Origin of the sequence: Paralimibaculum aggregatum, assembly GCF_030270585.1 — a bacterium.
Taxonomy (GTDB): domain Bacteria; phylum Pseudomonadota; class Alphaproteobacteria; order Rhodobacterales; family Rhodobacteraceae; genus Thermohalobaculum; species Thermohalobaculum aggregatum.
Genome location: NZ_BSYI01000020.1, coordinates 36,083 through 61,586, shown reverse-complemented (window position 1 = coordinate 61,586; position 25,504 = coordinate 36,083). Strand labels below are relative to the sequence as shown.

Genomic DNA, 25,504 nt, shown 5'->3' with positions numbered 1-25,504 from the left:
AGGAGCAGGGGCAGGGCCGGGGGCGCTCAGAAGGCGGCGATGCGCTCCACCGTCCAGAAGGCGGCGAGGCTGCCGATGCCGTAGGCGAGCGCCCTGAGCCCCGCCCCGCCCGGCGCCATCGCCGCGCGGAAGCCCCGCGGCCAGAGCCGCCCGAGCAGCAGCGCCAGCCCGGCAACGGCGGCGATGAAGGCGATCTGGCCGAGCTCGACGCCGAGGTTGAAGGCGAGGAGCGCCATCGCGAGGTCGGTCTCGGGCAGGCCGATCTCGCGCAGCGCCCCGGCGAAGCCGAGCCCGTGCAGCAGGCCGAAGCCGAAGGCCACCGCCCAGGGGCGCCGTGCCGCCCAGGTCTCTGGCGCCCCGGCCGGGCGCGCGACCTCTGCCGCCAGCATCACGATCGAGAGCGCGATCACCGCCTCCACCGGCGGGCCCGGCAGGTCGATCAGCCCCAGCGTCGCGCCCGCCAGGGTCAGGCTGTGCGCCAGGGTGAAGGCGGTGACGGCGGCCAGCAGGCGCCGCCAGCGCCGCACCAGGAGCAGCAGCGCCAGCACGAAGAGCAGGTGGTCGATCCCCTCGAGGATGTGCTCGACGCCGAGCGGCAGATAGGTGGCGAGGACGGTGGCCGCGCCCGGATCCTCCGGCACCGTGGCCGCCGGGGCGTCCGGCGTGAGCCGCACCGCCGCCGCGCGCCCGTCGGCGGTCTCGTAGCGCAGCAGCACGTCCGTCCGCGTCGCCGCGAGGCCCTCCACCGCGATGCGCCCGCCGCGCAGGCCCCCGGCGCAGCGCGCGATCCAGCGGCTGGTGAAGCCGCCGCCATCGAATGCCGGCGCCGGGCCGCGCCGCGGGCTGCAGGCGTCCGGCAGCGCCGCCGCGATCGCCATCGGCCGGCCCCCCACCGCCGGCCTGCGCCAGGTGATCCGCCAGGTATCCTCGCCGAGACGGGCGAGCTCGAGATAGGCCGGCTGCAGCGCATGCGGCGCCGCCGGCTGGGGCAGCAGCCCGGCAAGGAGCAGCAGCGCGGCGAGGAGTGCCGTCCTCATGGCGCGCCGGCCTCGCCGCCGGGGCGGACGATCTCGTAGCGGGCCACCAGCGCCTCGATCAGCGCCTCGGTGGCGGCCCTGCGCGTCTCGGCCTCCCAGGCGGCACGCACCGCCGCGGCGATCTCGCCGAAGGGCGGTAGCACCGGCGGCTCATGGGCATCGACCCGCACGAGATGCAGCCCGAAGCCGGAGCGCACCGGCCCGGCCCATGTCCCCTGCGGCAGCGCTTCGACGGCGGCGAACATGCCGGGGCCGAACACCGTGTCGATCGCCGCCGGCGGCGCCGGGCCGAAGCGCGCCGGCAGCATGGTCCGCCGGCCGAGGCTGCCCGGATCGGTGCCCGCATCGAGGCCGGCGCGCGCCGCTGCCACCTCCGCCTCCGCGGGCGCCTCGCCGAGATAGACCTGGGTGAATGTCAGGCGCGGGGGGCGCGAGAAGCGCTCGCCATGCGCGGCATGGAAGGCCTCGAGCTCGCCGGGTCCGGGCTCCGCGCCGCCGGCCTGTGCCTCGAGCAGGAACTCCATCTTCTGGCGCAGCCGCTGGCGGATCACCGGATCGCCCGCATCGAGCCCGAGGGCGCGCGCCTCGCGCACCAGCACCGCCTCGCGGACATGCCCGGCGACCAGCGCCTCGAGCTCGGCCGGCTCCGGCGCCCGGCGCCAGGTCTGGGTGAAGCCCGCGGCGAGGCGCTCGGTCTCTGCCGCGGTCACGACGATCTGCCCGGCCGCGGTGTCCTCCGGCGCGGCGCCGCCCCCGCCGACCGCGCCGTAGCCGAGGAAGACGAGCAGCCCGAGGGCAAGGAAGTGCAGCGCGGGCTCGCGCAGGAGTGCGGTCATCTCGGCCTCCCGGTCGGTCATCCGGTTTCCTGCCGGCCGTGCATGGCGGCTGGCGACCCGCCTGCACGGCAGGCAGCGCTTCAGCGGCCGGTGAACTGCGCCGGGCGCTTCTCGAGGAAGGCGGCGACGCCCTCGGCATGGTCGGCGCTCCGCCCGGCCTCGCGCTGCAGGTCGCGCTCGAGGTCGAGCTGGGCATCGAGCGACTGCGCCCCGGCGGCCTGGATCGCCCGCTTGGTCAGCCCGAGCGCCCGGGTCGGCCCGGCGGCGAGGCGGCGGGCCAGCGCCTCCGCCTCCACCGGCAGATCGACCGCCGGGCAGGTGCGCCAGATCAGCCCCCAGGCCGCGGCGGTGTCGGCCTCCAGCGGCTCGGCGGTGAGCGCCAGCGCCTTGGCCCGGGCCTCGCCGAGCATCCGGGTGAGCGTCCAGGTGCCGCCGCAATCCGGGATCAGCCCGATCTTCGAGAAGGCCTGGATGAAGCGCGCGGTGTTGGCGGCGATCACGATGTCGCAGGCCAGCGCGATGTTCGCTCCGGCGCCGGCGGCAACGCCGTTGACGGCACAGATCACCGGCTTCTCGATGCTGCGGATCAGCCGGACCACGGGGTTGTAGAACCGCTCCAGCGTCTCGCCGAGATCCGGCGGGCCGGTGCGGCTGGCGGGATCGCGCTCGGTCAGGTCCTGCCCGGCGCAGAAGCCGCGCCCGGCCCCGGTCAGCAGCACCGCGCGCACCGCGTCGTCGTCGCGGGCGACCTCGAGCGCGGCGATCAGGCTCCGCCCCATCTCGGCGGTGAAGGCGTTGAGCGTCTCCGGCCGGTTGAGGGTGAGCTTCAGCACGCCGTGGTCGAGCGTCGCGGCCAGGCAGGCAGTGTCCGACATGGTGTCCTCCCTCGCGGTTCCTTGCTTCTCTCCAAGGCGTTGCGCAAAGCGGGCCGGCGGTCAATGCGCCGGATGCATGGCGGCTTTGCGTGCCGCGCCGCGGCGGCTGGCAAGCCGGGGCGGGCCATGCAAGGCTCGGCCGGACGGATCACGGCGGGAGGGCGGGCGATGGCGGTGACGATCGGGCGGGCGGGGGAGATTGCGCTGGTGCGGCTCGACAGCCCGCCGGTCAACGCGCTCGGCCATGCGTTGCGCGCCGGCATCGCCGCGGCGGCGGCCGCGCTGGAGGCCGATCCGGCGGTGCGCGCGGTGGTGCTGATCGGGCAGGGGCGCACCTTTCCTGCGGGCGCCGACATCACCGAGTTCGGCAGGCCGGCCGAGCCGCCCTCGCTGCCGGAGGTGATCGCGCGGATCGAGGCGGCATCGAAGCCCTGGGTGGCGGCGATCCACGGCACGGCCCTCGGCGGCGGACTCGAGCTCGCGCTCGGCTGCCACTACCGCCTGGCGGCGGCGACGGCGCAGCTCGGCCTGCCGGAGGTGACGCTCGGGATCGTGCCCGGCGCCGGCGGCACGGTGCGCCTGCCGCGGCTGGTGCCGGCGGAGGTGGCGGTGGAGATGGTGACCTCGGGGCGCCGGGTCGGTGCGGGGGAGGCGGCGTCGCTCGGCCTTCTCGACCGGGTCGCGGAGGAGGATCTCGAGGCGGCGGCAATCGCCTTCGCCGGCGGGATCGCGGGGCGGCCGCTGCCGGCGCCGCTGGCTTCCCGGGCGCCGGTCTCGCGGCCCGGTCCGGGCTTCTGGGCGGCGGAGGCGGCGCGGCTCGCGCAGGGGGCAGGGGCGCCGGGCCATGCCCTCGCCTGCCTGCGCCGGGCGGTGGAGACGGAGGCCGCGGCGGCGCTGGCCTTCGAGCGGCAGACCTTCCTCGCGCTCCGCGATGCCGCGGAGGCACGGGCGCTGCGCCATGTCTTCTTCGCCGAACGGGCGGCGGCGAAACCCCCGGAGCTTGGCGGCGCGCGGCCGCACCCGCTGCGCCGGGTCGCCCTGGCTGCGGGCGCGCCGGAGGAGATCGCCGCCGGTCTGGCCGATTCTCGGCTCGAGGCGGTGCCGGCGGCAGAAGCGGACCTCGCGATTGCCGGCGATGCGGAGCCGGCGGCGCTGCAGGCACTCGCGGCGGCGCTGAAGCCGGATGCGGTGCTGGCCGTCGCCGGGGATCCGGCCCTGGCGGTGCCGGGTCTCGCCGATCCGGGCCGGGTGATCGGCCTGCGCTTCGGCAATCCCGGCATGCGGTTGCTCGAGGTCGTGCAGGGCCCGGCGACATCGCCCGATGCTGCCGCCACCGGCATCGCGCTGGCGCGGGCCATCGGCCGGGTGCCCGTGCTGACCGGCCCGGGCGGGGAGGGCATCGCCCACGCGCTCGGAGCGGCGGCGGCGGCGCAGATCGGGCGGCTGCTGGCCGGCGGCACGCCGCCTGGCGCGCTCGGGGAGGCGCTGGCGCGGTTCGGCTTCGACCCGGCGGCTCTCGCGCTGCCGGAAGCCGCAGGCAGCGGGGCGCCGCGGGACGGGGACGGGGAGATCGCCGAGCGGATCTGCCTCGCCCTCGTCGATGCCGGCGCCCGGCTGCTCGAGGCGGGCATCGCGCGGCGCGCGGCGGATATCGACCTCGCGGCGATCCATGGCTGCGGCTTTCCCCGCTGGCGCGGCGGGCCGATGCACCGCGCCGAGGCGCGGGGGCTGGACCGCGTGGCGGCGGACCTGGCGCAGCTTGCCGCCGGGGGCGCGATGCCGCCGCCGCCGGCGCTGATCGCCCGCGTGGCAGGGACCGGCCGCTTCCCGGCCTGAGCCGGGCGCCCGGACCCCGCCGCCCCGGCGCGGCGCGGGAACGGGGGCGCCCGCCCGCCCACCCCGCCCCCGCCCCCGCGCCGCGCCGGGGCGGCGGGGATTGGCCGCGGCTTCGGTTTCTGCTCTTGATTTTTCCCTGCTGCTGCCCGGACAGTCGGTCAGGGCGCATCGCGCCGGCCGGGCCGCGCGGCCCGCAACCCGTCTCCCGCGGCTCCGCGGGTCCTGCAGCAAAGGGGATGCCAAGATGAAACGACGTGAACTCCTGCAATCGGCCGCTCTCGGCACCGCCGCGGCGGCGCTGGCCACGCCCGCCATCGCGCAGGACGTGCTGCGCTGGAACATGGTCACCGCCTGGCCGCGCAACCTGCCGGGACCGGGCGTCGCGGCGCAGATGCTGGCGGACCGGATCACCACGCTCTCCGGCGGCCGGCTCGAGGTGAAGCTCCATGCCGCCGGCGAGCTGGTGCCGGGGCGCGGGGTCTTCGACGCGGTCTCCGAGGGCACCGCGCAGCTCTACCACGCGGTGCCGGCCTACTGGGGCTCGAAGTCCAAGGGCATCCTGCTGTTCGGCTCGCAGCCCTTCGGCCTGCGCGCCGACGAGCAGGTCGGCTGGCTCGCCCATGGCGGCGGCCAGGCGCTCTATGACGAGATGTATGGCCGCTTCAACCTCAAGCCCTTCCTGTGCGGCAACTCGGGGCCGCAATGGGCCGGCTGGTTCCGCACCGAGATCGCCTCGGTGGACGATCTCAAGGGCCTGAAGTTCCGCACCACCGGGCTCGCCTCGGAGATGTGCGCGCGCCTCGGCATGGCGGTGCAGGCGATGGGCGGGCGCGACATGTTCCAGGCGCTGCAGTCGGGCGCGCTGGATGCCGGCGAGTTCATCGGGCCCTGGACCGACAGCGCGCTCGGCTTCTACCAGGTCGCCAAGAACTACTACTGGCCGGGTGTCGGCGAGCCCTCCTCGGCCGAGGAATGCGCGGTCAACGCCGAGGCCTATGCCGCGCTGCCGGACGATCTGAAGGCGGTGCTCGGGGTCGCCTGTTCCTCGCTCTACAACGATGTCTGGACCGAATACACCACCAAGCACGCGCTGGCGCTGAAGCAGCTGGTGGCCGACCAGGGCGTGCAGGTGCGGAAGCTTCCGGACAGCGTGATCGCGGCGATGGGCACCGCCGCCGGCGAGGTGATGGCGGAGCTGCGCGAGGACGACGACGAGCTGGTGGTGCGCATCACCGAGAGCTTCCTGGCCTATCGCGATACCGTCGGCGCCTATATGAGCTATGCCGACAACGGCCAGATGAACGCCCGCGCGAGCGTCTTCGGCTGGTGATCGCCGGGGCCTCCGGGCCTCTCCGGCCGGTGCGCGCGCCTCGCGCACCGGCTCCTGCATGACTGGGGGACGGCCATGGCGCGCCTCGCCGATCTGCTCGACAGGATCAATCTGGCGGTCGGCCGCACGGTGCGCTGGCTGGCCCTCGCCATGGTGCTGGTGCAGTTCGCCGTGGTGCTGCTGCGCTATGTCTTCGGGGTGAGCTCGATCGCGGTGAACGAGAGCGTGCTCTACGGCCATGCCATGCTGTTCATGCTCGGCGCGGGCTACACGCTGCTGGTCGACGGTCATGTCCGGGTCGACATCTTCTATGCCCGGGCGCCGGCGCGGCGGCGCGCGCTGATCGACGCCTTCGGCCATGTCTTCCTGCTGGCGCCCTCGATGCTGGCGCTGCTCTACTGGTCCTGGCCCTCGGTGGTGAACGCCTGGGCGGTGCTCGAGGGGCCGATCTCGGTGGGCGGCATCCCGGCGGTGTTCCTGCTGAAATCGCTGATCCCGGCGTTCTGCGTGCTGCTGCTGGTGCAGTCGCTGGCCTGCCTGCTGCGCGCGCTGCTGCGGCTCGGGGAGCCGGCGGCATGATCGCGCATCTCGACCTCATCATGTTTGCCGCGCTGATCGGCTGCATCCTGCTCGGCTTCCCGGTCTCCTTCAGCATCTCGGGCGTCGCCATCGCCTTCGCCTATCTCGGCTGGGCCAGCGGGCAGATGGACATCGCGCTGCTCGGCGCGCTCGGCCAGCGGGTCTATGGCGTGCTGACCAACGACGTGCTGATCGCGATCCCGCTCTTCGTGCTGATGGGCACGGTGCTGGAGAAGAGCCGCATCGCCGAGGAGCTGCTCGAGACCATGGGGCGGCTGTTCGGGCGGATGCGCGGCGGGCTCGGCATCTCGGTGGTGCTGGTCGGGGCGCTGCTGGCGGCCTCCACCGGGATCGTCGGCGCCACGGTGATCGCCATGGGGATGATCGCGCTGCCCACCATGCTGCGCGCCGGCTACGACCCGCGGCTGGCCTCCGGCCTCGTCTGCACCGCCGGCACGCTCGGCCAGATCATCCCGCCCTCGACGCTGCTGATCATCCTGTCCGACGTGATGTCGAGCGCCTACCAGCAGGCGCAGTATGCCGAGGGCAAGTTCACCATCGACACGATCTCCGTCGGCCAGCTCTTTGCCAGCGCGCTGATGCCGGGGCTGGCGCTGGTGGCGATCTACATCCTCTACATCGCCGTGCGCGGCGCGCTCAGGCCGGGCGATGCGCCGGCGCTGGAGCGGCTCGAGGCGACGCCCGCGCCGCTCGAGATCCTCGGCGCGGTGGTGCCGCCGATCCTGCTGATCGTCGCGGTGCTGGGGGCGATCCTCGGCGGGGTGGCGACGCCGACCGAGGCGGCCTCGGTGGGCGCCATCGGCGCGATCCTGATGGCCGGCCGGCGCCAGGGGGTGACGCCCTGGCTGATCCTCGCGGGGGCCGGGGCGCTGATCTTCGTCGCGGTGATGGCGGGGCTGGCGCCGGTGCGGCTGCAGCGCAGCGATGCCGGGGCGCCGGAGCTGGCGCTCGGCCTGCTCTACGCGGCCTGCGCGGCGCTCGCCCTCGTGGCGGTGGGCGCGGCGCTGTGGCGCGCCTGGCGGGGCGGGGTGCTGGTGCCGGCGCTGACCTCGACGATGACCGTCACCGCGATGATCTTCGCCACCATCCTCACCGCCAGCGTGTTCTCGCTGGTCTTCGTCGGGCTCGGCGGCGAGGACACCATCGGCGCGATCATCGAGGCGATGCCGGGTGGCGCCACCGGGGCGCTGCTGTTCTGCATGCTGCTGATCTTCGTGCTCGGCTTCTTCCTCGATTTCGTCGAGATCACCGTGATCGTGCTGCCGCTGGTGGCGCCCGCGCTGATCCTGATGGGGCATGACCCGCTCTGGCTCTCGGTGCTGATCGCGATCAACCTGCAGACCTCCTTCCTCACGCCGCCCTTCGGCTTCTCGCTGTTCTATCTGCGCGGGGCGGCGCCGAAGGAGATCTCGACGGGGCAGATCTATGCCGGCGTGGTGCCGTTCATCCTGCTGCAGATCTGCGGCATCGGGCTGATCGGGCTCATGCCGGCGATCGCGACATGGCTGCCGCGGCTGGTGTTCTGAGCCGGAGCGCCGCGAGCACCGCCGCGCCGATGGCAAGCTCCGCCGCGGCGGCCATGGCGAGCCCGTCCCCCGGCCAGCCGTCGAGCGCCATGCCGATGCAGCGCGCGAGGCCATAGCCGAGATAGACCCCGGCGGCCACCGTGCCGGCGCCGTGGGCGAGGGCCGGGCGGAACGCCCCGGCCAGCATCAGCAGCCCCATGGCGAGCAGCCCGCCGCCGCCGGCGCGGGTCTCGCTCAGCAGCGCCGGGTCGGCGCCGAGCGCGATGCCCTGGGTGGCCTGGAAGCCCTGCGGCGCGAGCAGGAGGGCCCCGCCGATGCCGACGGCGATGCCGCCGCCGAGGAACAGGGTGGCGGCGAGGAGGTCTGGCATTCTCATCTCGGTTTCTCCGTTCGGGGGTCAGGCGGCGTCGGACCAGGCGCCGGTCTCGGCGGCGGCGCGGGCGAATGCGGCGAAGCTGCGTGGCGGGCGGCCGAGGGCGCGCTGCACCCCGTCGCCGAGCCACTGGTTGCGGCCGTCGAGCGTCTCGCGGGCGATCCCGGTGAAGACCTCCGCCACCATCGCGCCGCCGAGCGGCAGCAGCGCGGCATGGAAATCGGCGAGGCTGATCGGGCGCCAGGCGATCTCGCGCCCGAGCGCCGCCGAGAGCGCCGCCGCGGCCTCGGCAAAACCCAGGAGCTGCGGGCCGGTGAGCTCGTAGAGCGCGCCGTCATGGCCCTCCCCGGTGAGCGCCGCGACCGCGACTTCCGCCACGTCCTCGACATCGACGATCGGCTCGCGCACCTGCCCGCCGGGCAGCGCGATCTCCCCCGCCAGCACCGGCGCGTGCAGATAGCCCTCGCTGAAGTTCTGCGCGAACCAGGCGCAGCGCAGGAGGGTGAAGCCGAGGCCGCTCTGCCGGACGATCTCCTCGCAGCGCTCGGCATGATGCTCGCCGCGGCCGGAGAGCAGCACCAGGCGCTCGATCCCCGCGGCCCGCGCCGCCACCGTCAGCGCCGCGATCTTCTCGGCCGCGCCGGGGAAGGCGAGGTCGGGGAAATAGGAGACATAGGCCGCGCGGCAGCCGGCAAGCGCCGCCGCCCAGGTCTCCGGGCGCTCCCAGTCGAAGGGGATGGCGCTGCCGCGCGCGCCGCGGCGCACCGGGTGCCCGGCCTCCGCCAGCCTGCGGGCGATGCGGCTGCCGGTCTTGCCGGTGGCGCCGATCACGAGGATCGGACGGGGCTCGTCGAGATGGTCCATCGGGTCTCTCCCTTGCGGCGCGCGGGGGCTTGCCGGGCGCTTGACATCGTGACAATTTACACGGTGTCAAATAAGCGGAGGTTTACACGGTGTCAAGAGAGGGATCCGAAACCAGGCGCCGCATTCTCGATGCGGCCTGGGAACTGCTCGAGGCGCCGGAGGGCGGCGAGGTGCGCATGTCCGACATCGCCAGGGCGGCGGGGGTGAGCCGGCAGGCGGTCTATCTGCATTTCCCGACGCGCGCCGAGCTGCTGGTGGCGGTGACCCGGCATGTCGACGCGGTGAAGGGGGTCGATGCGCGGCTCGCGGCGAGCCGGGCGGCAGGGAGCGGCGAGGCCCGGCTCGATGCCTTCGTCGCGGCCTGGGGCGGCTACATTCCCGAGATCCACGGCGTCGCGCGGGCGCTGATCGCCCTCGGCCGGACCGATGCGGCGGCGCGGGCCGCCTGGGAGGGCCGGCTGGCGGCGATCCGCGAGGGCTGCCACGCGGCAGTGGCGGCGCTGGCGCGGGACGGGCGGCTCGCGCCGGGGCAGTCGGTGGAGGAGGCGACCGACCTGCTCTCCGCCATCCTTTCAGTACACAACTGGGAGCACCTGACCCGGGTCTGCGGCTGGTCGCAGGAGCTCTATCTCCGGCGGATCGGGGCGCTGGCGCGGCAGGCGATGCTGGCGCCGCCGCCGGGCTGACGGCTTGACCCAACGCAAGGACATCCCGGCGCGGCGCGCCTAGCCTCGGGGGGAATGGAGCGGCGGCGCCCCGGCGTCCGGCTCCGCAACCCGCAGGCCCGGTGCCGCTGCCGGCTCGGGCCGCCAGCAAGAGGTCGCGATGTACAACAATCTCCTCATCCCCATCGCCGAGGATCACGGCACCGAAACCGACCGCGTGCTCGCCATCGCCGCGGCGCTGCAGGGCGACGGCGCCGCCGTCACCCTGCTGCACGTGATCGAGGAGATCCCGCAGATGGCCCTGGTGCATATCCCGCCCGAGGTGCTGGAGCGCAGCCGGACGGATGCGCATGACATGCTCGCCGGCGTCGCCGCCCGCTTCGATGGCGCGCCGCGGACGGCGCTGCAGGGCGGCCATGGCGGGCGCAGCATCGTGGACTATGCCGAGACGCACGGGATCGACTGCATCGTGATGCGCTCGCACCGGCCGGAGTTCCAGGACGTGTTCTTCGGCTCGACGGCGGCGCATGTGGTGCGCCACGCGCCCTGCTCGGTGCACGTGCTGCGCTGAGGGCGCGGCGCGCCGCTGCCCGGTGCGAGCGTCTGCCACGCTCCCGCCGCGGCGCGGGCGCGGATGCCGGGGCGCGGGCCGCCGGCACTTGCATCCCGGCCGGCCGCCGGTCTCAATGCGGGCAGGCGGGCCGGAGCGGAGGGAGAGCATGGCCAGGGCTGTCGGCGGCTGGATCGAGCGGACCTTCGTCGACCTCGCGCGCGAGATGCGCTGGTCGTTCCTGCCGCCGCTGATGGTCTATTTCGCCGCCGGGGTGGCGGGGCTGACCTCGGTGGTCGGCGCCTTCTTCGTGAAGGACCATCTCGATCTCGACGCGAGCTTTCTCGCCGGGCTGACCTTCTGGGCGGGCCTGCCCTGGGTGCTGAAGATGCCGCTCGGCCATCTGGTCGACCTGATCTGGCGGCGCAAGGCGGCGCTGGTGCTGCTCGGCGCCGCGCTGATCGCGGCCAGCCTCCTGATCATGTACGGGCTGATCGCCGAGCGCGCGGCGATGGCGGCGGTGCTGCCGGTCGAGGTCTGGTACGTGACCAGCGTGCTGCTGGCACCGAGCGGCTATGTGGTGCAGGACGTCGTCGCCGATGCGATGACCGTGGAGGCGGTGCCGGAGCACGACCGCGAGGGCAACCCGATCGGCGAGGCCGAGAGCAAGCGCGCCCACACCACCATGCAGACGCTCGGGCGCTTCGCGATCATCTCGGGGCTGGTCGGCGTGGCGGCGCTCAACATCTTCATGTTCGACGACGTGGCGGAGATGAGCGCCGCCGAGAAGGCCGGAACCTATGCCGACATCTACCTGATCGCGCTCGCCATCCCGGTGCTCTCGGTGACCGGCGTCGCGGTCGCCGCGGTGCTGGGCCGGCGCCGGGCGGCGGCGCTGCGGGCCGCCGGCCTGGCCGAGGCGCGGGTCGATGCGCTGGTCTATGCCCCGGCCGAGCGGACCCGGCCGGACTGGGCGATCTTCGCCGGCGGCGGCGCCTTCGTCGTGCTGTCGCTGGGGCTCGGCACCTCGGAGATCCCCTATTCGGCCGAGCTGGTCTTTGCCGCCACGCTCGGCGTGGTGCTGTTCCTGATCGGCCGGCTGACCCGGGTGCTGCCGGTGGAGCGCGCCCGGGCGCTGGTTGGCACCGCGGCGATCATCTTCGTCTTCCGCGCGGTGCCGCTGCCGGGGCCGGGGCTGACCTGGTTCGAGATCGACGTGCTGCGCTTCGACGAGCGCTTCCTCTCGGTGCTGTCGCTGGTCACCTCCTGCCTGACGCTGTTCGGCATGGTGGTGCTGCGGCCGCTGATGGCGACCTGGTCGATCGCCAGGATCGTGGCGCTGCTGACGCTGGTCGGCGGCGTGCTGTCGCTGCCGAATATCGGGCTCTACTACGGCCTGCACGAATGGACCGCGGCGCATACCGCCGGCATCGTCGATGCCCGCTTCATCGCGATCCTCGACACGGCGATCGAATCGCCGCTCGGCCAGGTCGCGATGATTCCGATGCTGGCCTGGATCGCGCGCAACGCGCCGGTGGAGCTGAAGGCGACCTTCTTCGCGGTGATGGCCTCCTTCACCAATCTCGCGCTCTCCGCCTCGAGCCTGCTGACCAAGCATCTCAACGCCGTCTTCGTCGTGACGCGGGAGACCGAGACCGTGGCGGCGGACTATTCCGCGCTCGGCATGCTGCTGGTCGTGGTGGCGCTGATCGGGGTGGTGGCGCCGCTCGGGGCGATCCTCGTGGTGCAGCTCTCGCGCTACCGCACCGCCGACTGAGCGGCTCAGAGCAGCAGCAGCGCCAGCGAGCTGAGGATGCCGAGCACCGGCACCGCGACCGGCGCGTTCGGCGCCCCCGGCGGCGGCGGGCCGCGCCGTTTCAGCACCAGCAGCGCCGCGTTCACCACGCTGAAGATGCAGAGCAGCATCGAGGAGGTCGTCGCCGCCAGCGTCTCGATCGGGGCGGCGAGGGTGAGCAGGGCGACCACCGCCACCGCCACCGCGGTCGCGCGCAGCGGCGTGCGCAGCCGCGGGTTCAGCGCCGAGAACCAGGCGAGCCGCCGGCGCCGCCGCCCGAGCCCGTAGAGCACCCGGGCCGCCATCACGATCTGCACCAGCACGCCGTTCAGCGTGGCGAGGATCGCCACCGCGATGATCGGCCGGTCGCTGAACCCGGTGCCGGCGGCGAACACCAGCGCCAGCGGCCGCTCGCTCGCCGCCAGCTCGGGGATCGCCACCGCATGCAGCGCCGCCGCCGCGATCAGCCCGTAGAGCAGCGTGGTGATCGCCACCGCAAGGAAGATCGCCCGCGGCATGGTGCGCGCCGGCTCGACGGTCTCCTCGGCCATGTTCACCATGTCCTCGAAGCCGACGAAGGCGAAGAAGGCGAGCAGCGCCGCCGGCAGGATCACCGCCAGCCCCGGCCCGGGCGCCAGCGCCGCCCCGCCGATCTCGCCGAGCGACAGCGCCGCGGGGGCGGCCAGCCCCGCCGCCGCCACCACCAGCAGCCCGACGATCTCGATCACCGTCAGCGCCGCCGCGACCGAGACCGAGGCGATCACGCCGGCGCCGGCGATCAGCCCCAGCACCGCCAGGATGCCGAGCTCGAGCGGCCGGCGCGGCAGCTCCACCAGCCCCAGCACATAGCCCGCGCCGCCCTTCAGGATCGCCGCCGCCGAGATCAGCCCGACCGCGATCACCCCGAACCCGACCAGCATCGAGAGCCAGGGCTGGCCGAAGGCCTCCTCGGCATAGGCCGCCTCGCCGGCGCTCTCCGGCACCCGCGCCGAGAGCTCGGCGAAGGACCAGGCCGAGAGCCCGGCCACCAGCCCGGCGACGACGAAGGCGAGCGGCGTCAGCGGCCCGGCGAGCCCGGCGATCTGGCCGATCAGCACGTAGATCCCGGCGCCGACCATGACCCCGACGCCATAGAGCGTGAGCAGCGTCACGCCGAGCCGGCGGCTCAGCGTCGGCACGCCCGGTGCCCCGTTCCCTGCGTCTCGGGCTGCTGTTTCCATCTGCCCAGCATACCGGCCGGGCGGCGCTGCGCCTTGATCGAGATCACCGCGCTTGCTAGCGCTCGGGCAGGGGTCCGCCCTGTCTGCCGGGCCTCGCCATCAAGCGGAGTAGCCATGATCGACGCCCCCAAGACGGATACGCATGTCTCCACCCACGAGGCCGAGGAGGATGCCCGCAACGAGGACATCCTGATCTATGTCGACGGCGAGCTCCGGCATCGCCGCGAAGCCGTGGTCTCGGTCTATGACAGCGGCTTCATGCTGGGCGACGGCGTCTGGGAGGGGCTGCGGCTGCATGACGGCACGATCCCCTTCCTGGCCGAGCATCTCGACCGGCTCTACGAGGCCGCCGTCTATATCGCGCTGGATATCGGCATGTCGCGCGCCGAGCTGACACGGGCGGTGTTCGACACCCTCGCGGCCAACGGCATGACGACCGACGTGCACATCCGCCTGATGGTCACCCGCGGGCGCAAGCGCAAGCCGTTCCAGCACCCGCATCTCAGCATCTACGGCCCGACCGTGGTGATCATCGCCGAGCATTCCCGGCCGCGCGAGGATCTCGGCCAGCGTGGCATCCGTCTGCACACCGTGCCGCATCACCGCGGGCTGCCGCTCACCCAGGACGCCAAGCTCAACTCGCATTCCAAGCTGAACTGCATCATCGCGCTCAACCACGCGGTGCAGGCCGGCGCCGACGAGGCGCTGATGCTCGACCCCTTCGGCTTCGTCAACACGACCAATGCCTGCAACTTCTTCATCGTCCGCCGGGGCGAGGTCTGGACCTCCACGGGGGACTACTGCATGAACGGGATCACCCGGCAGAAGGTGATCGACCTCTGCCGCGAGCACGGCATTCCAGTCTTCGAGCGCAACTTCTCGCTGGTCGATGCCTATGGCGCCGGGGAGGCCTTCGTCACCGGCACCTTCGGCGCGCAGACCCCGGTGGCGGAGATCGACGGCAGGCCGATCGGCAGCGGCGGCGCCGGCCCGGTGACGCGGCGCATCCGCGAGCTCTACAAGGCGCTGATCCGGCGCGAGGTCGAGGCCGCCGGGGCGGCCTCAGGCTGAGGTTTCCTCGCCGCGCAGGGCCCGCGCCGAGAGCGCGCGGTAGCTCTCCATCGCCGGCGCCAGCATCGCCGCGATCTCCGGCTCCGGCGATGCCGGCGGGCCCGGCCGGGCGGGCGGCGGCGCGAAGCCGGTGGAGCGGTTCACCGCGGCGTACCAGTGCGGCGCCCAGATGCCGTCGGTCTCCCGCGGCCCCGGCTCCCAGGCCAGCATCGCCGGGTCGAAGCCGATCCCGAGCGCCGCGCAGAGCGCGCGCAGAACCGGCTCCGGCGCGCGGCGGATATCGGCGGCATCCACCACCGGCGGGGCCGTGCCGAGCATCTCGGTGCAGGCCGCGAACAGCTCCGCCTGCCGGTCGATGCCGAGATCGTCGAGCGTGAAGGCCTCGCGCTTGGCGGCATAGCTCGCCGCCACCTCGCGCGGATCGCGGATCAGGAAGGCGACCTTCGCCCCGGCGATCCAGCCGAGATCGATCTGGGGCACCATGTGGTGCGCCATGTGCTTCTCGTAGCGCAGGCGCCCCGGCGGCGGCGCCTCGGAGAGCCGCGCCGCGACCCGGCGCCAGTCGGTCTCGCCGGCGGCGAGGATCTCCGCGCGCATCGGGTGGTCAAGCCCGGTGATCGCGAGATAGGCGGCATAGAAGGGCTCGTCGACGACATCCGTATCGGCCCGCGCGCCGAAGCTGCGCATCATCGCCGTGGAGAGGTTCCGCGGCCCAGACCACATCACGATCCGCATCTGTCTTTCCCCCCTGCCGGCTCAGGCCCGCTCGAAACCGCGGGCGATCTCCCAGTCGGTGACCGCGATGTCGAACTCCTCCTGCTCCCATTCGGCGCAGCGGGTGTAGTGATCGATCACCGCATCGCCCATGGCGGCGCGCAGCATCGCCGAGCCGCGCAGCGTCTCGGTGGCGGCGCGCAGGGTGCGCGGCACCTCCGGCACGTCGCGGTTCCCGTAGACATCGCCGGTGGTCGCGGGGCCGAGGTCGAGCTGCTCCTCGATCCCGGCGAGCCCGGCCGCGAGCAGCGCCGCGAGCGCGAGATAGGGGTTGAGATCCGACCCGCCGATCCGGCATTCCGAGCGCACCGCCCTGGTGCCTTCGCCGCAGAGGCGGAAGCCCGCGGTACGGTTGTCGACCGACCAGGCGGTCTTGGTCGGCGCGAAGGAGCCGGCGCGGAACCGCTTGTAGCTGTTGACATAGGGCGCGAGGAAGAAGGTCAGGTCGCGGGCATAACGGATCTGCCCGGCCATGTAGTGGCGCATGGTCTCCGACATGCCGTGCGGCGCCGCTTCGTCGAAGAAGACGTTCGCCCCGTCCCGCCACAGCGACTGGTGCACATGCGAGGAGCTGCCCACCCGGTCGGCCGCCCATTTCGCGAGGAAGCTCGCCGAATGCCCCTGCGCCCAGGCGATCTCCTTGACCGCGTGCTTGGCGATGGTGTGATGGTCGGCGGCATCGAGCGCCGGGCCATAGCGGATGTTGAGCTCCTCCTGCCCGGCCTCGGCCTCGCCCTTGGTGTTCTCCACCGGCACGCCCGCGGCATGGAGATGGTTGCGCAGCGGGCGCATCACCGCCTCTTCCTTGGTGGTCTGGAAGATGTGGTAGTCCTCGTTGTAGTCCGAGATCGGGCGCAGCTCGCGGAAGCCGCCGGCGGCGATCTCGCGCAGGTTCTGCTCGAAGAGGAAGAATTCGAGCTCCGTCGCCATCACCGGGGTGAAGCCCATCGCCTCGGCCCGCGCCACCTGCGCCTGCAGCACCTGCCGGGGCGAATGCGGCACCGGCGCATGGCTGTGATGGTCGAGCACGTCGCAGAGCACCAGCGCGGTGCCCTCGAGCCAGGGCAGCGGGCGGATCGTGGCGAGGTCCGGCTTCATCACGTAGTCGCCATAGCCGGCGGCCCAGCTCGTCGCGGCATAGCCGTCCGGCGTCGCCATCTCGAGATCCGTTGCCAGCAGGTAGTTGCAGCAATGGGTCTCCTCCCAGGCGCTCTCGACGAAATGATGCCCGACGAAGCGCTTGCCCATGAGCCGGCCCTGCATGTCGACGATGCAGGTGAGCACGGTGTCGATCCGCCCCTCCGCCACCGCCGCCTTCAGGCTGTCGAATGTCATCAAGCCGCTCATGGATCTGCCCTTCCTGCCGTTCCTGCCGTTCCTGCCGTTCCGGAGTGCGCCGCTGCGGGAGATGCCCGGCGTGCCGCGTGTCTGCCTGCGATGATAGAGAGGATCGTTGCCGCCCATGCAAGCCATGGCAGCGGCCGAAGCGCTCACATCCAGGCGCCGATCATGCGGTGCTGCACCGCGGCCTGCTGCGCCGTGCGGTAGAGCGCGATCAGCTCGCGCGCCGGGCCGGAGATCCGCTCGAAGCCCGAGAGGAAGGCCACCACCACGCCAACCGTGGTCTCGCCCTCGATCACCAGCCAGCCGGCCCAGACCAGCACGCCGAGCGGCGCGAGCTGGTTCAGCAGGTTGAGCAATGCCTTCATCAGATGCTTCCAGCACAGGAAGCGGATGCGGTTGTCATAGATCGCGTCGAGGCGGCGCTCGCCCTCCGGGTCAGGGCCGCTGCCGTTGGCGCTCTCGTCGGCTATGCTGTCGCCGAGCTCGCGCAGCATGCCGAGGCGTTCCTCGGTCAGCGCGTTCAGCTTCCGCTGGATCAGCGGCACCAGCAGCAGCTGCGGCACCAGCAGGCCGAGCCCGAGCAGCGCGATCCGCGGCTCCACCGCCAGCATGTAGGCCAGCACCGAGAGCAGCATCGCCGCATTGGCCGCCGCCTGGCTCGGCCCCTGGCCGACGAAGCTGCCGAGCTTGTCGACCTCGGCATTGATGACGCTCACCGCCTCGCCGGGCCGGGCGCCGCGTTCCGCAGCCCGCGCCCGGTAGAGCCCGAGGAGATGGCGGCGGGTGTAGAGCACGGCGCTCTCGCCGAGCCAGCCCTGGTAGAGCCCGAACAGCCATTTCGCCAGTTTGTGCACCACCACCACCGCGGCATAGACCGCCGCCAGCGTCACCAGCATCCGCGCGTCGCCCACCGAGATCGCGTCGTCGATCATCCGCCGCTGCAGCTCGATCGGCGCGAGGCCGAGCACCGCGATCGCCACCGCCGCGAGGCAGGCCGCGAGCTGGTGCCGCCCGGTCATCCGCAGCACATAGGCCCAGAGGCTGGCGACCGGGCTGTCGTCGCCGGTGCGCGGGATCTCCCGCGGCGGGATGTTGAACATGGGGCGTGCCGCTCCGCTGCCTAGCCGGCCATGCCGAGATCGCGGAAGCGGGCGAGATGGTGGTCGCTGTCGCCGAAGAGGTGGTCGATCATCACCAGCCGCTTGGCATAGTGGGGCAGGGCGTGCTCCCAGGTCATGCCGATGCCGCCATGGATCTGGATGCACTCCTCCGCCACCAGCCGGCCGACCCGGCCGGCGAGGTTCTTCGCCGCCGAGACCGCCCGTTCGCGCTCGCGCCGCGGGGCGCCCAGCCGGGCCGCCGCCAGCATCACGGCCGAGCGGAGCTGCTCGATCTCCAGCACCATCTCGACCATCCGGTGCTGCAGGGCCTGGAACTGCCCGATGGGCCGGCCGAACTGTTTTCGCGTGCGCATGTGCTCAAGGGTGATGCCCTTTGCCGTTTCGGCAAGGCCCAGCACCTCGGCGGAGAGCGCGAGGCAGGCCCGCGCCAGCACCTCCTCGATCACCGGGAACGCGGTGCCGGGAGCGCCGAGCGGCGCGGCGGGGCAGTCCTCCAGCGTGATCTCGGCGGCCCGGCCACCCTCGACGGTGCCATAGCCGCGGCGCGTCAGGCCGGGCGCCCCGGCCTCCACCAGAAAGAGCGCCAGCCCGTCCTCGTCGGTCAGCGCCCCGGAAACCCGTGCCGAGACCACCAGCCGCGCCGCCGCATCGCCATTGAGCACCACCGCCTTGCGCCCGGCGAGCCGCCAGCCCGCGGCGCCTTCCCGGGCGGTGGTGGCGACATGGGCCGGCGCATACCGCCCCTCCGGCTCGCCATGCGCCAGTGCCAGCAAGGTAGCTCCCGCCGCCGCGCTCTCGAGCAGCGCGCCTGCCTCCGGCCCCCCGAGGCGCCAGAGCGGTGTCGCCCCGAGCACGCCGGTGGCCAGGAAGGGCTCGACCACCAGCGCCCGCCCGAGATGCTCGAAGACCAGCGCGATGTCGGCGCCCGCCCCGCCGAGCCCGCCGGCCTCCGGCGGCAGCAGCGCCGCCACCAGGCCGAGCTCGGCCATCTCCCGCCACTGCGCCGGCGAGAAGCCCTCCGCCCGCGCCGCATTGGCATGGCGCAGCTCCAGCGGATAGCGCTCGCGCAGGTAGCGCGCCGCGGTCTCCGCCAGCATCCGACGCTCCTCGGAAAGTGTGAACTCCATCGCCGCCCCCCTCAGAGCCCGAGCATCGTCTTGGCGACGATGTTCTTCTGGATCTCGTTCGAGCCGCCATAGATCGAGAGCTTGCGCATGTTGAAATACTGCCGCGCGAGCGGGGCGGCATGGCCGGGCCCGATGGGCGCGTCGTTGTAGCCCTCGTCGAAGGCCTCCGGCACGAAGGGCATCGCATAGGGCCCCACCGCGCGGCGCAGGAGATCGGTGATGCGCTGGCGCAGCTCGGTGCCCTTGATCTTGATCAGCGAGGCCTCCGGCCCGATCGCCTCGCCGGCATTGGCGGCCGAGACCATGCGCAGGTTGAACACGTCCATCGCCATCAGGTCGATCTCCACCTCGGCCATGCGCAGCGAGAAGGCCGGGTCCTCGGCCAGCGGGCGGCCATCGGCCTGCTCGATCCGGGCGATGCGCTTCAGATGCTCGAAGCCCTGGCGGGAGAATGCGGTGCCGGCGAGGCCGGTGCGCTCGAAGCCGAGGAGGTATTTCGCCACCGTCCAGCCGTCGTTCTCGCGGCCGACGAGGTTTTCCACCGGCACCCGCACATCGGTCAGCCAGACCTCGTTGACCTCGTGCTCGCCGTCGAGCGTGACGATCGGGCGGACCTCGACGCCGGGGCTCGCCATGTCGATCAGCAGGAAGGAGATCCCCTGCTGCGGCTTCGGCGCCGCCGGATCGGTGCGCACCAGCGCGAACATCGCATTGGCGTGGTGGCCGAGCGTGGTCCAGGTCTTCTGGCCGTTGACGATGTAGTGGTCGCCCTCGCGCACCGCCCGGGTCGCGAGCGAGGCGAGGTCCGAGCCGGCGCCCGGCTCGGAATAGCCCTGGCACCACCAGTCGGCCCCCGAGAGGATCCTCGGCAGGCAATGCGCCTTCTGCGCCGCGGTGCCGAATTCGATGAGAACCGGCCCCAGCATGTTCGGCCCGAACGGCACGATGCGCGGCGCGTCGGCCGCGACCATCTCCGCCTCGAAGATGTGCTTCTGCACCGGGGTGAAGCCGGCGCCGCCGAGCGCCCGCGGCCAGTGCAAGCAGAGCCAGCCGCGGCCCGCCAGCAGCGCGTGCCACGCCTCGTGATCGGCCTTGGTGAGGCGCTTCTGCGCGCGGACCTTGTCGCGGATGCGGGCGGGCAGGGCGGCGGCCAGCCAGGCGCGCACCTCGTCGCGGAAGGCGGCTTCCCCGGGCGAGAGGTCGAGATCCATGGCCGTCCTCCTCAGAGCGTGTCCGGGTGGCCCCAGACGGTGGTTGCCTGGCTCGCCAGCACGCCGCCATTGCCATGCGCCAGCGAGAGCCTGGCGCTGGGGATCCAGCCTCCCTCGCCGCGCGGGCCTTCCGCGCCGCCGGCCGCGGCGCGGATCTGCCGGATCGCCTCGATGGTGACGAAATGGCCGTACATCCCCGGATGCACCGCCGAGAGGCCGCCGCCATTGGTGTTGACGGGCAGCCCCCCGCCGGGCGCGATATGCCCGCCGCCGATGAAATCCTTTGCCTCGCCCTTGGCGCAGAAGCCGAGATCCTCGAGGAACAGCAGCGTGTTGATGGTGAAGGCGTCATAGACCTGCACCGTGTCCATCTCCGCCGGGCCATAGCCCGCCATGGCGAAGGCCCGCGGCCCGCTGGCCGCCGCCGCGGTGGTGGTGAGGCTGGGCATCGCCGAGATCATCCGGTGATGGTGCTCGGTCGCGGCGCCGAGCAGGTGGACCGGGAGATGCGGGCAGTCGCGCGCGCGGTCGGCGCGGGTCATCACGAAGGCGGCAGCGCCGTCGGTCACGAGGCAGCAGTCCAGCTTGCCGAGCGGGTCGGAGATCATCCGCGCCCCGGTCACCTCGGCCACCGTCAGTGGCCCCTGCATCACCGCCTCGGGGTTGAGATTGGCCCAGGCCCGCGCCGCCACCGCGACCGCCGCCAGATCCTCGCGCGTCGCGCCGAACTCGTGCATGTAGCGGCTCGCCGCCAGCGCATAGGCGGTGATCGGATTGCGCGGCCCGTATTCCGCTTCGAAGGGCATCGGCTCGGAGACCGAGCGGAAGCCCCCCGCGGTGCGCTGGTTGGAGCCGTAGGCGATCACCGCGACGTCGATCTGCCCGGCCTCGAGCGCCATCGCCGCCAGCAGCGCATGGGCCATGCCCGAGGCGCCGCCGATGTTCGAGCCGTCGGAGAAGGCGGGCCGAATGCCGAGATGCTCGGCCAGCGACATCGCCGCCATCGAGTGGAAGGCGGTGGCGGCAAAGAGCCCGTCGACCGCGGCGAGCGGGATCGCGGCATCGGCCAGCGCCCCGATCACCGCCTCGGCCATCAGCTCCATGGCGTTGCGGCCGGGGGCCTCGCCGACGCCCGCGGTGGCGAGCCCGACACAGGCGGCGCTGCCGCGCAGGGACTGCGCCATGGCTCAGCCCTCCGCCGGCACGAAGACCACCGCCGGCGCGCCGTCCGCCTCGCCGATCCGGGCCTCGACCGCCATGCCGATGCGCACCGCATCCGGCGCGATGCCCTCGACGCGCGCCATCATCCGCGGGCCCTCCGCGAGATCGATCAGCGCGACGTTGTAGTCGCCGCCCTGCTCCGGGCGCCGGCGGTTGCAGGTGGTGGCATGGACGGTGCCGCGGCCGCTCGCCTCGACCCAGTCGAGATCGGTCTCGCCGCTGCCGGGAACGGCGACGCGGGGATAGAACACATGCATGCCGGTGGAGGCCGAACGCTGGATCATGAAGCGCCCCTCGGCGAGATAGGCCCGAAAGCGCGCCTCGGGGCCGGGATCGCGGGTGTCGTCGCTCATGCCGTTTCCTCCCGTTTGACGGCGGCGGGCGCGAGCCGGGCCTGCGCCGCGCGGTATTCCCGCGCCAGCCGGTCGATCAGCGCCGCCGCCGGCACGGTCTCGCGCACCGCGCCGATGCCCTGTCCGGCGCTCCAGATATCCTTCCAGGCCTTGGGCCGCGAACTGCCGGCGGCAAAGTCCATGCTGCCCGGGTCGCGCTCCGGCAGAGTGTCGGGGTCGAGCCCGTTCTGCGCGATCGAGGGGCGCAGGTAGTTCCCCGGCACGCCGCTGAAATGGCTGGTGTAGACGATGTCTGCCGCGCCGCCCTCGGCGATCATGCGCTTGTAGCCGGGATCGGCGCGGGCCTCCTCGGTGGCGATGAAGGCGGAGCCGACATAGGCCAGATCCGCCCCCATCGCCCGCGCCGCCAGCACGCTCCCGCCGGTGGCGATGCAGCCCGAGAGCGCGAGCGGCCCGTCGAACCAGGTGCGGATCTCCTGCACCAGCGCGAAGGGCGACCAGGTGCCGGCATGCCCGCCCGCCCCGGCGGCCACCGCGATCAGCCCGTCGGCGCCCTTCTCGATGGCCTTGCGGGCGAAGCGGTTGTCGATCACGTCATGCAGCACGATGGCGCCGCAGTCATGCGCCGCCTCGTAGACCTCGGGCCGCGCGCCGAGCGAGGTGATCCAGACCGGCACCCTCCAGCGGTGGCAGATCTCGACGTCGCGCTGCAGCCTTTCGTTGGAGCGATGCACGATCTGGTTCACCGCGAAGGGGGCGGCGGGGCGGTCCGGATTGGCCTGGTCGTGCCGGTCGAGCGCCTCGGTGATGCGGGCCAGCCAGGTCTCGAGCATCGGCGGCTCGCCAGCCTCCTCGCGCGCATTGAGTGCCGGGAAGCTGCCGATGATGCCCGCCGTGCACTGGGCAATCACCAGCTCCGGGCCGGAGACGATGAACATCGGCGCGCCGATCACCGGCAACCGGAGATCGCGGAGCGGGGCGGGCAGTGTCATGCAGGGTCCTCCCGGCGGATGATCAGCGCGTCGAGCGCCAGGCAGCCCTCCGGCAGGGCACGCAGCGGGTTCATCTCGACGCTCTCGATCTGGTGGGCATTGGCGGCGGCAAAGGCGGAGAAGCGCGAGATCGTGGCGGCGAGGGCCGCCAGATCCGCGGGCGGCTGGCCGCGCGCGCCGGCGAGCAGCGCCGCGCCCTTCAGCCCGGCGATCATCTCGCGGGCCACCGCCGGCCCGAAGGGGGCGCGGCGCAGCGAGACGTCGCGCAGCACCTCCGCGAAGATGCCGCCGAGGCCGAAGGCCACCACCGGGCCGAAGACCGGATCGTTCCGCGCGCCGAGCAGGCACTCGACCCCGCCGCTCACCATCGGCGAGACCAGCGTGCCCGCGACCCGCGCCTCCGGCCGGGCGAGCCGCGCCGCGGCGACGATCCGCTCATGCGCGGCGGCGGCGGCCGCGGGGGCCTCGATGCCGAGCGCGACGCCGCCGATCTCGGTCTTGTGCGCGATGTCCGGCGAGGCGAGCTTGATGGCGACCGGTCCGCCGAGCGCGCGCGCCGCGGCGGCGGCCTCCTCCGGCGTCGTGGCCAGCCGGTCCGGCACCATCGGCAGGCCCGCCGCGGCCAGTAGGCGTTTCGCCTCGCGCTCCCCGAGCGGGCCGGCGCCGAGATCGGCCGGCGCCGGCAGCGGCGGCGCCTCCGGCCGCCCGGCGGCGAAGGCCTCGGCAAAGCGCATCAGGAGGCCCATGGCGATCACCGCGCGGCTCGGGTCCTCGAAGCAGGGGAAGCCGGCTGCCTCGTAGGCCGCGCGGATCTCCTCCGGCGCCAGCATCACGTGCAGGAACAGCCGGTCCGGGTAGTCCGCCATGGTCTCGGTCAGATGCGCGAGCAGCGGCCGGCCGAGGATCGGCGAGCCGGCCACCGAGGTCCAGAACCCGATGATCCCGTCATAGCCGCCGCGGTCGAGCATGGTGCGGGTGAAGCGGGGGATCAGCGAAAGGTCGTTGAAGAGCTGCGCCGTGACGTCCACCGGGTTGCGCGGCGCCGCGAAGGGAAGGATCGCGCGCATCTCCGCCTGGCTTTGCTCGGGCATCGGCGCGACATCGAGCCCCTCCGCCTCGGCCACATCCGCCATCAGCACCCCGGCGCCGCCGGAGATCGTCACCAGCCCGAGCCGGCGCCCGGCGGGATAGATCCGCGGCCGCGCGGCATAGGCGAGGTCGAGCATCTCCTCGGTGGAGCGGGCGCGCCAGGCGCCGTGCTGGCGGATCACCGCGTCATAGACCGCGTCCTCCCCGGCCAGCGAGGCGGTGTGCGAGGATGCCGCCGCCGCCCCCACCGCGGAGCGGCCGACCTTCATCATCACCACCGGCTTGCGGTTGGCCCGCGCGGTCTCCAGCGCCTCGACGAGGGCCGGCCCGTCCTTCACGCTCTCGGCATAGGCCATGATGGTGTGCACGTCGTCATGCTCGGCGAGCAGGCGGATCACCTCCGGCGTGCTCACATCGACCTCGTTGCCGGTGGTCACCCAGTAGCGGATGCCGAGCCCGCGGGCATGGCTGGCCATGTAGATATGGCTGCCATAGGCGCCGGACTGGCTGGCGATCGAGATGCCGCCGGGCACCGGCGTCGCGCGGTCGATGGTGGAGGAGAAGGTGGGGTAGAACCCGGCCTCGGCGTTGAACAGCCCGAGGCAGTTCGGCCCCAGGACGCGGATGCCGCCGGCACGCCCGGCCGCCGCCACCTCGTCCTGCAGCCGGGCGCCCTCGGCGCCGGCCTCGGCGAAGCCGGAGGAGAAGATCAGCGCCGTCTTCGCGCCCCTGGCGGCGGCAAGGCGCACCTGCTCGGCGACCAGCGGCGCCGGCACCGCGATCAGCGCGAAGTCGATCCCGTCCGGGATCTCGGCGAGGCTCGGATAGGCCTGCAGCCCCTGCACCCGGTCGCGTTTCGGGTTCACCGGATAGACCGGCCCGGCGAAGCGCTGGCGGATCATGTGCGAGAGCGGCCGCCCGCCGATCCGCGTCGGATCGTCGGAGGCGCCGACGATGGCGATGGAGCGCGGGTTGAGCAGGTCGTCGAGCGTGGTCACGCGCCCATCCCCCCGACGCTCAGCCCGCCGCAGACATGCAGCACCTGCCCGGTGGTGTAGCCCGCATCATCCGAGAGGAAATGCATCGCCGCATGCGCCACCTCGGCGGGCCGGCCCATCCGCGCCAGCGGCACGCGGGCGATGGCGGCGGCCCGCGCCGGCGAGCCCTCGGGCTGGTTCTCGGCATACATCTCGGTCTCGATCGGGCCGGGGGCGACGCAGTTGACCGTGACACCGTCCGGCGCCAGCTCGAGCGCCAGGCTCCGGGTCAGCCCGGTCACCGCGGCCTTGGAACCGGCATAGACGGCGCGGCCCGGCTTGCCGAGCGCGGCCCGGCTGCCGAGGGTGACGATGCGCCCGAAGCCCGCCGCGCGCATCGCCGGCAGCACCGCCTGCACCGACCAGATCACCGCCTGCAGGTTGATCCGCATGCTGGCGTCGAAATCCGCATCCGCGATCGCCTCGACCGCGCCGGCGCGCACGATCCCGGCATTGGCGACCAGCCGGCAGGGCGCGTGCCTGGCGGCGATCCCGGCGAGCCGCGCCCGCGCATCCGGGGCCGCGAGATCCACTTCCTCGTGCAGCCAGCCGGCATCCGCCACGGCGGCGCGCGAGAGGCCGACCACGCGGTAGCCTTCCGCCAGCGCCCGCTCGGCGATGGCGCGGCCGATGCCGCGGCTCGCGCCCGTCACGAGG

Annotated in this window: 24 protein-coding genes; 8 read left to right on the top strand and 16 right to left on the bottom strand. The window is 73.2% G+C overall.

The features are described from left to right. Positions 1-26 precede the first annotated feature (26 nt). From QSJ97_RS13580 to paaG, 3 genes are read right to left on the bottom strand one after another with little or no spacing between them, the layout of a single operon-like run. Positions 27-1,037, bottom strand: coding sequence for a HupE/UreJ family protein (locus QSJ97_RS13580; RefSeq protein WP_285672318.1), 1,011 nt, complete (start codon positions 1,035-1,037; stop codon positions 27-29). Then, a complete protein-coding gene (locus tag QSJ97_RS13575) occupies positions 1,034-1,894 on the bottom strand; it encodes a peptidylprolyl isomerase (RefSeq protein WP_285672317.1) in 861 nt (286 codons plus the stop codon). The genes QSJ97_RS13580 and QSJ97_RS13575 overlap by 4 nt, the downstream gene beginning before the upstream one ends. 59 nt (positions 1,895-1,953) lie before the next feature. Continuing rightward, positions 1,954-2,748 (bottom strand): 2-(1,2-epoxy-1,2-dihydrophenyl)acetyl-CoA isomerase PaaG, encoded by a 795-nt coding sequence (gene paaG / locus QSJ97_RS13570; RefSeq protein WP_285672316.1) that lies wholly within the window; start codon positions 2,746-2,748, stop codon positions 1,954-1,956. A 168-nt stretch (positions 2,749-2,916) separates the two neighbouring features. Here paaG and QSJ97_RS13565 point away from each other — a divergent pair, with 168 nt between their 5' ends. From QSJ97_RS13565 to QSJ97_RS13550, 4 genes are all read left to right on the top strand, one after another. Next, positions 2,917-4,584, top strand: coding sequence for an enoyl-CoA hydratase-related protein (locus tag QSJ97_RS13565; RefSeq protein WP_285672315.1), 1,668 nt, complete (start codon positions 2,917-2,919; stop codon positions 4,582-4,584). Between the two features lie 244 nt (positions 4,585-4,828). After that, entirely contained in the window at positions 4,829-5,914 is a 1,086-nt protein-coding gene (locus QSJ97_RS13560; protein ID WP_285672314.1) for a TRAP transporter substrate-binding protein, read from the top strand. 75 nt (positions 5,915-5,989) lie between these two features. Then, a complete protein-coding gene (locus QSJ97_RS13555) occupies positions 5,990-6,493 on the top strand; it encodes a TRAP transporter small permease subunit (RefSeq protein ID WP_285672313.1) in 504 nt (167 codons plus the stop codon). Next, positions 6,490-8,040 carry a TRAP transporter large permease gene (locus tag QSJ97_RS13550; RefSeq protein WP_285672312.1) on the top strand — a complete coding sequence of 517 codons (1,551 nt, stop codon included), beginning with the start codon at positions 6,490-6,492 and terminating at the stop codon, positions 8,038-8,040. The genes QSJ97_RS13555 and QSJ97_RS13550 overlap by 4 nt, the downstream gene beginning before the upstream one ends. Here QSJ97_RS13550 and QSJ97_RS13545 read toward each other — a convergent pair. Together QSJ97_RS13545 and QSJ97_RS13540 are read right to left on the bottom strand one after the other, a co-directional pair. Next, positions 7,997-8,416: a DUF4345 family protein gene (locus QSJ97_RS13545; RefSeq protein ID WP_285672311.1), complete on the bottom strand. Its 420-nt coding sequence runs from the start codon at positions 8,414-8,416 to the stop codon at positions 7,997-7,999. The two genes, QSJ97_RS13550 and QSJ97_RS13545, sit on opposite strands and share 44 nt — an antisense overlap. A 21-nt stretch (positions 8,417-8,437) precedes the next feature. Next, complete coding sequence (locus QSJ97_RS13540) at positions 8,438-9,277, bottom strand: NAD(P)H-binding protein (RefSeq protein WP_285672310.1); 840 nt, start codon at positions 9,275-9,277, stop codon at positions 8,438-8,440. A gap of 89 nt (positions 9,278-9,366) precedes the next feature. Between QSJ97_RS13540 and QSJ97_RS13535 the strand changes: the two genes are divergently transcribed. From QSJ97_RS13535 to QSJ97_RS13525, 3 genes are all read left to right on the top strand, one after another. Further along, positions 9,367-9,963, top strand: a complete 597-nt coding sequence (locus QSJ97_RS13535) for a TetR/AcrR family transcriptional regulator (RefSeq protein ID WP_285672309.1) — start codon at positions 9,367-9,369, stop codon at positions 9,961-9,963. Positions 9,964-10,102: 139 nt separating this feature from the next. Then, positions 10,103-10,513, top strand: a complete 411-nt coding sequence (locus tag QSJ97_RS13530; RefSeq protein ID WP_285672308.1) for a universal stress protein — start codon at positions 10,103-10,105, stop codon at positions 10,511-10,513. Between the two features lie 148 nt (positions 10,514-10,661). After that, complete coding sequence (locus QSJ97_RS13525; protein ID WP_285672307.1) at positions 10,662-12,269, top strand: MFS transporter; 1,608 nt, start codon at positions 10,662-10,664, stop codon at positions 12,267-12,269. Between the two features lie 5 nt (positions 12,270-12,274). On the opposite strand, the gene QSJ97_RS13520 is transcribed toward QSJ97_RS13525, so the two are convergent. Further along, positions 12,275-13,465 (bottom strand): APC family permease, encoded by a 1,191-nt coding sequence (locus tag QSJ97_RS13520; RefSeq protein ID WP_285672306.1) that lies wholly within the window; start codon positions 13,463-13,465, stop codon positions 12,275-12,277. Between the two features lie 156 nt (positions 13,466-13,621). Between QSJ97_RS13520 and QSJ97_RS13515 the strand changes: the two genes are divergently transcribed. Beyond that, positions 13,622-14,578: an aminotransferase class IV gene (locus QSJ97_RS13515; RefSeq protein ID WP_285672305.1), complete on the top strand. Its 957-nt coding sequence runs from the start codon at positions 13,622-13,624 to the stop codon at positions 14,576-14,578. On the opposite strand, the gene QSJ97_RS13510 is transcribed toward QSJ97_RS13515, so the two are convergent. From QSJ97_RS13510 to QSJ97_RS13465, 10 genes are all read right to left on the bottom strand, one after another. Then, positions 14,570-15,313, bottom strand: a complete 744-nt coding sequence (locus tag QSJ97_RS13510) for a sulfotransferase-like domain-containing protein (RefSeq protein ID WP_285672304.1) — start codon at positions 15,311-15,313, stop codon at positions 14,570-14,572. The genes QSJ97_RS13515 and QSJ97_RS13510 overlap by 9 nt on opposite strands. Before the next feature lie 21 nt (positions 15,314-15,334). Beyond that, a complete protein-coding gene (locus tag QSJ97_RS13505) occupies positions 15,335-16,699 on the bottom strand; it encodes a glutamine synthetase family protein (protein WP_285672303.1) in 1,365 nt (454 codons plus the stop codon). A 143-nt stretch (positions 16,700-16,842) separates the two neighbouring features. Next, on the bottom strand, positions 16,843-17,796 hold the full coding sequence (locus tag QSJ97_RS13500; RefSeq protein ID WP_285672302.1) for an ABC transporter transmembrane domain-containing protein: 954 nt from the start codon (positions 17,794-17,796) through the stop codon (positions 16,843-16,845). Between the two features lie 20 nt (positions 17,797-17,816). Beyond that, positions 17,817-18,944, bottom strand: a complete 1,128-nt coding sequence (locus QSJ97_RS13495) for an acyl-CoA dehydrogenase family protein (RefSeq protein WP_285672301.1) — start codon at positions 18,942-18,944, stop codon at positions 17,817-17,819. An 11-nt stretch (positions 18,945-18,955) separates the two neighbouring features. Next, positions 18,956-20,155 carry an acyl-CoA dehydrogenase family protein gene (locus tag QSJ97_RS13490; RefSeq protein WP_285672300.1) on the bottom strand — a complete coding sequence of 400 codons (1,200 nt, stop codon included), beginning with the start codon at positions 20,153-20,155 and terminating at the stop codon, positions 18,956-18,958. An 11-nt stretch (positions 20,156-20,166) separates the two neighbouring features. Continuing rightward, positions 20,167-21,339: an acetyl-CoA acetyltransferase gene (locus QSJ97_RS13485; RefSeq protein ID WP_285672299.1), complete on the bottom strand. Its 1,173-nt coding sequence runs from the start codon at positions 21,337-21,339 to the stop codon at positions 20,167-20,169. A gap of 3 nt (positions 21,340-21,342) precedes the next feature. Then, positions 21,343-21,729 carry a Zn-ribbon domain-containing OB-fold protein gene (locus tag QSJ97_RS13480; protein WP_285672298.1) on the bottom strand — a complete coding sequence of 129 codons (387 nt, stop codon included), beginning with the start codon at positions 21,727-21,729 and terminating at the stop codon, positions 21,343-21,345. After that, on the bottom strand, positions 21,726-22,721 hold the full coding sequence (locus QSJ97_RS13475) for an NAD(P)H-dependent flavin oxidoreductase (protein ID WP_285672297.1): 996 nt from the start codon (positions 22,719-22,721) through the stop codon (positions 21,726-21,728). Before QSJ97_RS13475 ends, QSJ97_RS13480 begins: the two co-directional genes overlap by 4 nt. Continuing rightward, positions 22,718-24,808, bottom strand: a complete 2,091-nt coding sequence (locus tag QSJ97_RS13470; RefSeq protein WP_285672296.1) for an acetate--CoA ligase family protein — start codon at positions 24,806-24,808, stop codon at positions 22,718-22,720. Before QSJ97_RS13470 ends, QSJ97_RS13475 begins: the two co-directional genes overlap by 4 nt. After that, the gene (locus QSJ97_RS13465) at positions 24,805-25,500 is read right to left on the bottom strand and encodes an SDR family NAD(P)-dependent oxidoreductase (protein WP_285672295.1); all 696 of its coding nucleotides are present in this window, start codon (positions 25,498-25,500) and stop codon (positions 24,805-24,807) included. Before QSJ97_RS13465 ends, QSJ97_RS13470 begins: the two co-directional genes overlap by 4 nt. Between the last annotated feature and the right edge of the window lie 4 nt (positions 25,501-25,504).

Coding starts and splice junctions, on each gene's coding strand:
- QSJ97_RS13530 (WP_285672308.1), top strand. CDS start 10,103: ATGTACAACAATCTCCTCATCCCCATCGCCGAGGATCACGGCACCGAA.
- QSJ97_RS13515 (WP_285672305.1), top strand. CDS start 13,622: ATGATCGACGCCCCCAAGACGGATACGCATGTCTCCACCCACGAGGCC.
- QSJ97_RS13545 (WP_285672311.1), bottom strand. CDS start 8,416: ATGAGAATGCCAGACCTCCTCGCCGCCACCCTGTTCCTCGGCGGCGGC.
- QSJ97_RS13555 (WP_285672313.1), top strand. CDS start 5,990: ATGGCGCGCCTCGCCGATCTGCTCGACAGGATCAATCTGGCGGTCGGC.
- QSJ97_RS13560 (WP_285672314.1), top strand. CDS start 4,829: ATGAAACGACGTGAACTCCTGCAATCGGCCGCTCTCGGCACCGCCGCG.
- QSJ97_RS13500 (WP_285672302.1), bottom strand. CDS start 17,796: ATGTTCAACATCCCGCCGCGGGAGATCCCGCGCACCGGCGACGACAGC.
- QSJ97_RS13475 (WP_285672297.1), bottom strand. CDS start 22,721: ATGACACTGCCCGCCCCGCTCCGCGATCTCCGGTTGCCGGTGATCGGC.
- QSJ97_RS13580 (WP_285672318.1), bottom strand. CDS start 1,037: ATGAGGACGGCACTCCTCGCCGCGCTGCTGCTCCTTGCCGGGCTGCTG.
- QSJ97_RS13575 (WP_285672317.1), bottom strand. CDS start 1,894: ATGACCGACCGGGAGGCCGAGATGACCGCACTCCTGCGCGAGCCCGCG.
- QSJ97_RS13510 (WP_285672304.1), bottom strand. CDS start 15,313: ATGCGGATCGTGATGTGGTCTGGGCCGCGGAACCTCTCCACGGCGATG.
- QSJ97_RS13485 (WP_285672299.1), bottom strand. CDS start 21,339: ATGGCGCAGTCCCTGCGCGGCAGCGCCGCCTGTGTCGGGCTCGCCACC.
- paaG (WP_285672316.1), bottom strand. CDS start 2,748: ATGTCGGACACTGCCTGCCTGGCCGCGACGCTCGACCACGGCGTGCTG.
- QSJ97_RS13490 (WP_285672300.1), bottom strand. CDS start 20,155: ATGGATCTCGACCTCTCGCCCGGGGAAGCCGCCTTCCGCGACGAGGTG.
- QSJ97_RS13495 (WP_285672301.1), bottom strand. CDS start 18,944: ATGGAGTTCACACTTTCCGAGGAGCGTCGGATGCTGGCGGAGACCGCG.
- QSJ97_RS13565 (WP_285672315.1), top strand. CDS start 2,917: ATGGCGGTGACGATCGGGCGGGCGGGGGAGATTGCGCTGGTGCGGCTC.
- QSJ97_RS13505 (WP_285672303.1), bottom strand. CDS start 16,699: ATGAGCGGCTTGATGACATTCGACAGCCTGAAGGCGGCGGTGGCGGAG.
- QSJ97_RS13525 (WP_285672307.1), top strand. CDS start 10,662: ATGGCCAGGGCTGTCGGCGGCTGGATCGAGCGGACCTTCGTCGACCTC.
- QSJ97_RS13540 (WP_285672310.1), bottom strand. CDS start 9,277: ATGGACCATCTCGACGAGCCCCGTCCGATCCTCGTGATCGGCGCCACC.
- QSJ97_RS13480 (WP_285672298.1), bottom strand. CDS start 21,729: ATGAGCGACGACACCCGCGATCCCGGCCCCGAGGCGCGCTTTCGGGCC.
- QSJ97_RS13550 (WP_285672312.1), top strand. CDS start 6,490: ATGATCGCGCATCTCGACCTCATCATGTTTGCCGCGCTGATCGGCTGC.